The following is a 7775-nucleotide window of genomic DNA, read 5'->3' as shown; positions in this document are numbered from 1 at the left end:
CAGTCCGACGAACGTCCCGGACGGCGCACCGGCGGCCCCTGGCGCGAGTTCGAACTTGAGCAGCTTGCGGGCCTTGGTCGCATCAAGCTCGCCCTCGCCGTACGACGGGCACCACTGGGCGACCGGGCAGACTCCGCACGCGGGTTTCTTGGCGTGGCACAGCCGGCGGCCGTGGAAGATCAGCACGTGCGAGAGCATCGTCCAGTCCTTGCGCGGGAACATCGCGCCGATGATGCTCTCGACCTTCACCGGATCGGTCTCGTCGGTCCAGCCCAACCGCCGCACCAGTCGCCCGAAGTGGGTGTCGACGGTGATCCCGGGGACGCCGAAGGCATTGCCGAGCACGACGTTCGCGGTCTTGCGGCCGACGCCGGGCAGCGTGACCAGGTCTTTCAACCGGCCGGGGACCTCACCGCCGAAGTTCTCCAGCAACGCGTGCGCCAGGGTCTGCACCGAATTCGCCTTGACCCGGTAGAACCCGGTCGGCCGCAGGATCTCCTCCAACTCGGTGCGGTCGGCCCCGGCGAGCGCCGCTGCGTCCGGGTAGCGCGCGAAGAGCACCGGCGTCACCTTGTTGACCCCGACGTCGGTGGTCTGAGCGGACAACACCGTCGCGACAAGCAGTTGAAGGGGGTTCTGGAAGTCCAGCTCACAATGCGCGTAGGGATAGGCCTCGTGCAGCACCCGATAGGTCTTGCGGGCCCGGCGCACCCGACCGGTCGGGGTCTCGGCGCTGATGTCCAGCCGTTTCAAGTGGAGCCGTCCTCGGTGTGGCCGCGAAAGCGTTCTTGTGTTGCATGGCACACTAACCCTGTGGAGATCGAAGCCGTACGTAAGGCCGCCCTGTTCGCACCCCTCAACGACCATGACGCCCAGGCTTTGTTGGAGTCGATGACCCCCGCGCGGGTGCCCCGCGGTCGGGAGCTCTTCCACGAGGGTGACCAGGGCGATTCGCTTTATGTGATCACCGAGGGCAAGGTGAAGCTGGGCCGGCGTTCCTCGGACGGCCGCGAGAACCTCCTGGCGATCCTCGGCACCGGTGAGATGCTCGGTGAGCTCAGCCTCTTCGACCCCGGTCCGCGCGCAGCGACCGCCACCGCGGTCTCCGATGTGGAACTGGTCGGCCTGGCTCACCCGGACATGACGGCGTTCCTGTCCACCCGGCCCGAGGTCGCGATGACCATGCTGGGGACCCTCGCCCGCCGGTTGCGCCGCACCAACGAAGCGCTCGGCGATCTGGTCTTCACCGATGTCCCGGGTCGCGTCGCCAAGGCGCTGCTGGACCTCTCGGAGCGGTTCGGCAAGCCGGTCGATGACGGCATCCTGGTCGCCCACGACCTGACGCAGGAAGAGCTGGCCCAGTTGGTCGGTGCCTCCCGCGAGACGGTCAACAAGGCGCTGGCGGACTTCACCTCGCGCGGCTGGATCAAGCTCGAGGCCCGGGCCGTGACCCTGCTGGACACCGAGCGCCTGCAGCGCCGCGCGCGCTGACCCTACGCCCGGCGGTGACCGACAGGGTTACCGGCTCAAATAGTCCAGCGTTGCGCGGACCGTGGCGTAGGCCGCCGGTCGCACCTGCCCCGGCACGTCCGCGTACACCGTGTTCACGACAGCATCCGCGGCGTCGGTGTCCTGGGGGTCGATCTGCCCCAGCGCTGCCCGCACCTGGTCGAGGCGTTCCTGCCGATGCTGCTGGTAGGAGGCGATGACGGCATCCGCATCGGGATGCGTCGGGCCGTGCGCCGGCGCTAGGGCGACGGTCCCGCCCTGCCCGGCGATCGCCGTACGTAACCTCTCCAGAGAGTCCAGATAGTCGCCCAGGTCGCCATCGGGGAAGGCGACCACGGTCGTGCCACGACCGAGCACTGTGTCCCCGGTGAGCAACAGATTCTCCTGCGGCACAAGGAAACTCACCGAGTCACTGGTGTGCCCGGGCGTGAGGAGTACGACGATCCCCAGGTCCTGCTCGTCCAGCACCTCACCCTGGGCGAAGGGCTCGCCCCGGCCGGCACCGCGGACCGGCGAGCCGGTCATCTCAACCCAGCGATCGACCCCACCGGCGTGGTCGTCGTGATGATGGGTGAGCAGCGTGAGGGCGACGCTCGCACCCCGGGCCGCCGCGGCGTCACGGACGGCGGCCAGGTGCTCCTCGTCGTACGGGCCGGGATCGACGACCACGGCCCGGTCCTGTGAACCGAACAACAGATACGTGTTCGTGCCGTCCAGGCTCATCGGCCCGGGGTTGTTGCACAGCACGATCTCCACGGTGTCAGTGACCGGACCGCCCCGCCACGGTGTTCCATCGCTCATGCAGCGACGATAACGCTCCGGCGCAATCCGCCCGCTGACAATGATGTCCATGGTGAACTTAAGTCACCTGTCGTCATTGCCGCCCGAAGGACTGACCATGAAGACCGTCGCCCGCACCCTGGCCAGTGCAGTCGTTCTGAGCAGCGCAGTCAGCGGTCTGGCCGCTGGCACCCAGGCCCGCGCAGACACCGTCCGGACCACCACCCACCGACCCCTGGATGCCCAGGCGCGTACAGCCGGCCTGACGACCGCTGGCGGCGGTTATCCCGGCTGGGCCCGTCCGACCACGACGGCACCACAAGCAAAGACGCTGGCCGCCCCGCGTCTGGTGGCGAATGCGCAAAAGGGCATCGACGTGTCGCGCTACCAGGGCAATGTGAACTGGGCGAGTTGGGCGGCCAAGGGTGTCACCTGGGCTTACACCAAGGCGACCGAGGGAACCTACCTGCGCAATCCGTACTTCGCCTCGCAGTACAACGGCGCCTACAAGCAGGGACTCATCCGCGGTGCCTACCACTTCGCCAATCCGGCCACGAGCAGCGCCAAAGCCCAGGCCGAGTACTTCGTAGCCAACGGCGGCGGTTGGTCAGCGGATGGCAAAACCCTCCCCGGCATGCTGGACATCGAGAACAACCCCTACGGTCCCACCTGCTACGGGCTCACCAAGACGGCCATGGTCCAGTGGATCCGCACCTTCGCGGCCCGCTACAAGCAGCTCACCAGCCGTGACGTCGTGATCTACACCAACTCTCCCTGGTGGTCGTTGTGCACCGGCAACACCACCGCGTTCCGGTTGTCCAACCCGCTGTGGATCGCGGCATGGACCACCAACCTGACCTCGCTGCCCGGGGGTTGGCCGACGTTCACCTACTGGCAGTACACCGACACCCCGATCGACCAGGACTACTTCAACGGCAGCTACACGAGGTTGAAGGTGCTGGCCCGCAACCACCTCTGAGCGCGGTCAGCGTGGATTGAGCCGGGTGACCAGCAGCCAGCCGTCGGGGCCACGCTGCGGGCTGGGTTCGACCGCGATCGGGATCTGGTGATGTCGCGGCGCGTGCGGTTCGTCGCGCAACAGCTCCAGTTGCAGCACCGTCGGAGGCAGCATCAAGGCCGACCCGGCGCGGTGGTCGTCGAGCAACGCCGTCGGCTCCACCCACTGGCTGGCGGCGGACTCGGTGGTCGCATCGTCCGGCTCCTGACCATCGGGCAGCACCGCCGTGAAGAAGAATGTGTCGTAACGGCGTTTCTCGAATCCCGGTGTGACCCAGTGGTCCTGGACAAACAGCAGATCGGAACGCACCGCCAGGCCGCGCTCGTGCAAGACCTCGGCGAACGACTTCTCGTGGGCGATCAACGCGGCCCGGTCTGCCGCCCAACTGTCGTCGATGTCGGTCACCACCGTGTCCGTGGTTCCGACCAGCAGCACGCCGCACTCCTCGAAGAGTTCCCGCAGCGCGGCCATCACCAGGGTCACCGCCACGTCCGCGGAGACCCCTAGCAGCGCCGCCCATTGCCCAGCATCAGGCCCGACCCAGTCGACCGACACCTCGGCATCCCGCGGATCGACCCCGCCGCCGGGAAAGACCCACATCGACGGCGCGAACTCCATCGTCGGCACCCGGCGGATCATGAACACTTCCGAGCCGTCCGGACGCACCAGCAGCACGGTGGAGGCCAGTTTGGGCTCCACCCCGGTCGGGCGGCCGTCAGCCTCCCACCGCTCCAGCGTCTTCGCGAGAGGCGGCGGAGCCGGGAAGGACCGCTCAGTCGTCAACCGACACCATGATCTCGACCTCGACCGGGGCGTCCAGTGGCAGCACCGCGACGCCGACCGCCGACCGGGCGTGAGCACCCTTGTCCCCGAGGGCATTTGCGAGCAACTCACTGGCCCCGTTGATCACGCCGGGCTGACCGGTGAAGTCCGGCGCGCTGGCCACGAAGCCGACCACCTTGACGACGGTGACGGAGTCCAGGTCCTCGACGATCGATTTCACGGCGGCGATCGCGTTCAGGGCACAGGTCCGCGCATAGCCGTAGGCATCCTCGGCGGACACCTCCGCGCCCACCTTCCCGGTGGCTGGCAGTGCGCCATCGACGAGCGGCAACTGTCCGGACGTGAGGACGAGGTTGCCGCTGCGGACGACCGGGACGTACGCCGCGACCGGAGCCGCGACGGGAGGCAGGACCAGGCCCAACTCGGCCAAGCGATCTTCGACGAGTGACATATCCGCTCAGGCCCCCTTCGGGCGCTTGAAGTAGGCCACCAGCCCGCCGCCGGGACCCTCGATGATCTGCACCAACTCCCAACCGTCGGCGCCGAACTGATCGAGGATCGCCTTGGTGTTGTGGATCAGCACCGGTGCGGTGAGGTATTCCCAGGTCGTCATGACCCTGACTCTACCGAGGTGCGGCCGACCGGGTTTGTGCCGATCAGCGCGTCGGCGAGAACGGCACCAACTCGCTGGGAGTGCGGCCCGTGACCATCTGCTCGGCCAGCAGTTTGCCGGACAACGGTCCCAACGTGATGCCCCACATGCCGTGACCACCGTTGACCCACACACCGGGCACGTCAGTGGCACCGACCAGTGGCAGCCCGTCGACGGTGACCGGCCGGCCACCCACCCAGGTGTCCTGACGGTCGTCCCAGTCAACACCGGTCAGCAGCGGTCGCCCGCCCTTGACGATGGCGTCGACGCGGCCCTCCTGCAGCGGGTCCTCGGTGTCGGCGAACTCCATCGTGCCGCCGACCCGCAACCGGTCACCCAGCGGCGTACAGGCGATCCGCTCGTAGGGGAAGTAGACCGGGCACGGCACCGGACGGTTCGCCGGATCGGTGACCGCCACCGAGAAGCTGTACCCACGTCCGGCGCGCAGTTGCACCTTCACCCCGCAGCGTTTGGCCAGCTCGGGCAGCCAGGCACCGGTTGCGATGACGACGTCGGTGCCGGAAATCGGTGTGCCAGAGACCATTTCGACGGTGACGCCACCGGGACCGTGCCGCAGCGCGCGGGCGTTGGAACCGATGACCAGTTCCCCGCCACGCTCCTTTACTGCTTCAGCCAGCGCCGCGACGTACTCGCCGGGGTTGATGTAGCGCTGTCCGCCCAACCGGATCGCCTTCTCGACATCGGCGGACACGATCGGCAGTTCGGCGCGCAGCGTGGCGTTGTCGACCTCGGTCGCTTCCAACTCCAGACCCGCGTCGTGGATCAGATCGATCTCGTGTTCCAGTCCGGCGGCGTCCTGGGCGCGCCGGAACGCGGCCATGATGGGTGCCTCGTGCGAGCGGGCCGCGACCCCGTGGGACTCCAACTCGTCGTACGCCTCGATGGCCTGGCGGTTGACGGGGACGAACTTGTCCATCGTCTTCTTCCACTGCCCGGGGGTGCAGCGGGCCGCGAAGCCGAGCAGGAAGCGCGCCAGACCAACGTCGGGTTTGAGCGGCACGTAGAGCGGGGAGTCCGGGTCCAGCAGCGCCTTCACGCCGTACTTGATGATCGACGGATCGGACAGCGGCACGCACAGACCGGGCGAGATCCAGCCCGCGTTACCCCACGAGCTACCGGCCGCTACGCCGGAGCGCTCGACCACCGTGACCTGGACGCCGTGCTCCTGCAGGTACCAGGCGGTCGACAGACCGACCATCCCTGCCCCGATGACCACGACATGACGTTGACCCTTCGCGAGGGCCGGACCGGCGACGGTCCCGGGCTCCTGCGACACGAATAACACCCTCTTCACAAGGAATTCGCCGACGCGGCCACGGCAACTTCGCCACAACTCACGCCGACGCCGGCGTCGCGCACTCCGCGACGCTTCCGACGCTATCAGCGCCCCCGACGGGCGGCGAACCGAACCAAGAAATGGTTAGGCTGCCGGAGTGACTGGGCGGTGGGAGCAGCGGCGGCTGCACATCGTCACGGGCAAGGGCGGGACTGGCAAGACCACCGTCGCCGCAGCCCTGGCGACAGCGCTTGCGGGGCAGGGCAAGACCGTGCTGATCGCCGAGGTCGAGGGCCGCCAGGGCATCAGCCAGGCCTTCGACGTGCCGCCGTTGTCGACCGACGAGACTCAGGTGGCTCGCGGACGGGACGGCGGTTCGATCACGGGTTTGTCGGTCGACGCGAAGGCCGCGCTGCTGGAATACCTGCAGATGTTCTACAAACTCGGCCGGGCCGGCGGCATGTTGGAGCACTTCGGTGTCGTCGACTTCGCCACGACCATCGCCCCCGGCGTGCGCGACGTGCTACTCATCGGCAAGGTGTACGAGGCGGTCCGGCGCCGCGACGAGCGCCGTGGGCACAAGGGCGAATATCCCTACGACGCAGTAGTTCTCGATGCTCCTCCGACCGGCCGGATCGGGAAGTTCCTCAATGTGAACGCCGAGTTCGCGGGACTGGCCAAGATGGGCCCGTTGCACAACCAGGCCGACTCGATCATGCAACTGCTGCACTCGTCCCAGACCGTGGTGCACATCGTGGCCCTGCTGGAGGAGATGCCGGTCCAGGAGACGGTCGAGGCGGTCGCGGAGTTGCGCGAGCTCGGTCTGCCGGTCGGCGAACTCATGATCAACCGGGTGCGCGAGCCCCTGCTCAGCGATCGCGCACGCGGCATGGTTCGTTCCGCCGCTGCCGGCGGTCGGGCCAGGACACGTGATCTGATCGCCGAGGACCTGCGGGCGGCAAAGGTCCGGGTCAGCGCCGCCATGGTCGACGGACTGCTGGACACCGCGGTCAACATCGATCAGCGTCTGGAGCTGCAGGACACCGAGCGCGAGGATCTGGCCGGCCTCGCCCTCCCCACGACCGAACTGCCGGACGTCCCGGGTGGGGTCGACGCCGGAGCACTGCGGGAGCTGGCCGACGTCCTGCGTGAGAGCGGAGCCATCTGATGCAGCGACGGTTGGACGTCGATGCCCTGATCGCCGACCGCAGTGTGACGACCGTGGTGTGCTGCGGCTCCGGCGGAGTCGGGAAGACAACGACCGCAGCAGCATTCGCGATCCGGGCCGCAGAAGCGGGACGGAAGGTCGCCGTACTCACCATCGACCCGGCCCGACGGTTGGCCCAGGCGCTCGGCGTCGGTGACCTGACCAACGACCCCAGTCCGGTCACCGCGATCAAGGGCGAGGGCAGCCTGGACGCGCTGATGCTCGACATGAAGCGCACGTTCGATGACGTCGTCCTGCAGCACGCCAGCGGGGAAAAGGCCCAGCAGATCCTGGACAACCCCTTCTACCAAGCGGTTTCGAGCTCGTTCGCCGGAACGCAGGAGTACATGGCGATGGAGCGCCTGGCCCAGTTGCAGGCGGAAAAGGGGCCGGACGGCGCCGCGGCCTGGGATCTGATCGTCGTCGACACACCACCGTCGCGGTCGGCACTGGACTTCTTGGACGCCCCCAAGCGACTCAGTTCATTCCTCGATGGTCGGTTCATCCGGATCCTGATGGCACCGGCCAA

10 protein-coding genes are annotated in these 7775 nt (G+C 67.8%); 4 read left to right on the top strand and 6 right to left on the bottom strand.

The genetic code is table 11. The annotated features are described in order from the left end of the window. On the bottom strand, positions 1-753 hold a 753-nt coding region (nth, locus tag AZH51_RS05360; RefSeq protein ID WP_291522099.1), incomplete at its 3' end, for an endonuclease III. Positions 754-813: 60 nt separating this feature from the next. Here nth and AZH51_RS05355 point away from each other — a divergent pair. Then, positions 814-1491, top strand: coding sequence for a Crp/Fnr family transcriptional regulator (locus tag AZH51_RS05355; protein ID WP_291522097.1), 678 nt, complete (start codon positions 814-816; stop codon positions 1489-1491). A 27-nt stretch (positions 1492-1518) separates the two neighbouring features. Here the strand turns inward: AZH51_RS05355 and AZH51_RS05350 are convergent, their stop codons facing one another. Further along, positions 1519-2310 (bottom strand): MBL fold metallo-hydrolase, encoded by a 792-nt coding sequence (locus AZH51_RS05350; protein ID WP_291522096.1) that lies wholly within the window; start codon positions 2308-2310, stop codon positions 1519-1521. A gap of 97 nt (positions 2311-2407) precedes the next feature. Here AZH51_RS05350 and AZH51_RS05345 point away from each other — a divergent pair, with 97 nt between their 5' ends. Then, entirely contained in the window at positions 2408-3268 is an 861-nt protein-coding gene (locus AZH51_RS05345) for a GH25 family lysozyme (RefSeq protein ID WP_291522094.1), read from the top strand. Positions 3269-3274: 6 nt separating this feature from the next. Here the strand turns inward: AZH51_RS05345 and AZH51_RS05340 are convergent, their stop codons facing one another. From AZH51_RS05340 to AZH51_RS05325, 4 genes are read right to left on the bottom strand one after another with little or no spacing between them, the layout of a single operon-like run. Further along, complete coding sequence (locus AZH51_RS05340) at positions 3275-4090, bottom strand: NUDIX domain-containing protein (RefSeq protein ID WP_291522092.1); 816 nt, start codon at positions 4088-4090, stop codon at positions 3275-3277. Continuing rightward, entirely contained in the window at positions 4080-4541 is a 462-nt protein-coding gene (locus tag AZH51_RS05335) for a RidA family protein (protein ID WP_291522090.1), read from the bottom strand. The genes AZH51_RS05340 and AZH51_RS05335 overlap by 11 nt, the downstream gene beginning before the upstream one ends. A 6-nt stretch (positions 4542-4547) precedes the next feature. After that, positions 4548-4703: a hypothetical protein gene (locus AZH51_RS05330; protein WP_170119925.1), complete on the bottom strand. Its 156-nt coding sequence runs from the start codon at positions 4701-4703 to the stop codon at positions 4548-4550. 43 nt (positions 4704-4746) lie between these two features. Then, the gene (locus AZH51_RS05325; protein WP_291522086.1) at positions 4747-6039 is read right to left on the bottom strand and encodes an FAD-binding oxidoreductase; all 1293 of its coding nucleotides are present in this window, start codon (positions 6037-6039) and stop codon (positions 4747-4749) included. A 157-nt stretch (positions 6040-6196) separates the two neighbouring features. Here AZH51_RS05325 and AZH51_RS05320 point away from each other — a divergent pair, with 157 nt between their 5' ends. Continuing rightward, positions 6197-7207 (top strand): ArsA-related P-loop ATPase, encoded by a 1011-nt coding sequence (locus tag AZH51_RS05320; protein WP_291522084.1) that lies wholly within the window; start codon positions 6197-6199, stop codon positions 7205-7207. Beyond that, the coding region (locus tag AZH51_RS05315) for an ArsA-related P-loop ATPase (RefSeq protein WP_291522082.1) at positions 7207-7775 on the top strand (569 nt) is incomplete at its 3' end. The genes AZH51_RS05320 and AZH51_RS05315, both read left to right, overlap by 1 nt.

Source organism: Branchiibius sp. NY16-3462-2, assembly GCF_001594145.1.
Taxonomy (GTDB): Bacteria; Actinomycetota; Actinomycetes; order Actinomycetales; family Dermatophilaceae; genus Branchiibius.
Note: the sequence above shows the minus strand (reverse complement) of the source record. Positions and strands in the feature narration are given on the sequence as shown.

Bases quoted from the DNA above. Each gene is read 5' to 3' on its own strand.
- AZH51_RS05345 (WP_291522094.1), top strand. From the start codon at position 2,408: ATGAAGACCGTCGCCCGCACCCTGGCCAGTGCAGTCGTTCTGAGCAGC.
- AZH51_RS05335 (WP_291522090.1), bottom strand. From the start codon at position 4,541: ATGTCACTCGTCGAAGATCGCTTGGCCGAGTTGGGCCTGGTCCTGCCT.
- AZH51_RS05350 (WP_291522096.1), bottom strand. From the start codon at position 2,310: ATGAGCGATGGAACACCGTGGCGGGGCGGTCCGGTCACTGACACCGTG.
- AZH51_RS05330 (WP_170119925.1), bottom strand. From the start codon at position 4,703: ATGACGACCTGGGAATACCTCACCGCACCGGTGCTGATCCACAACACC.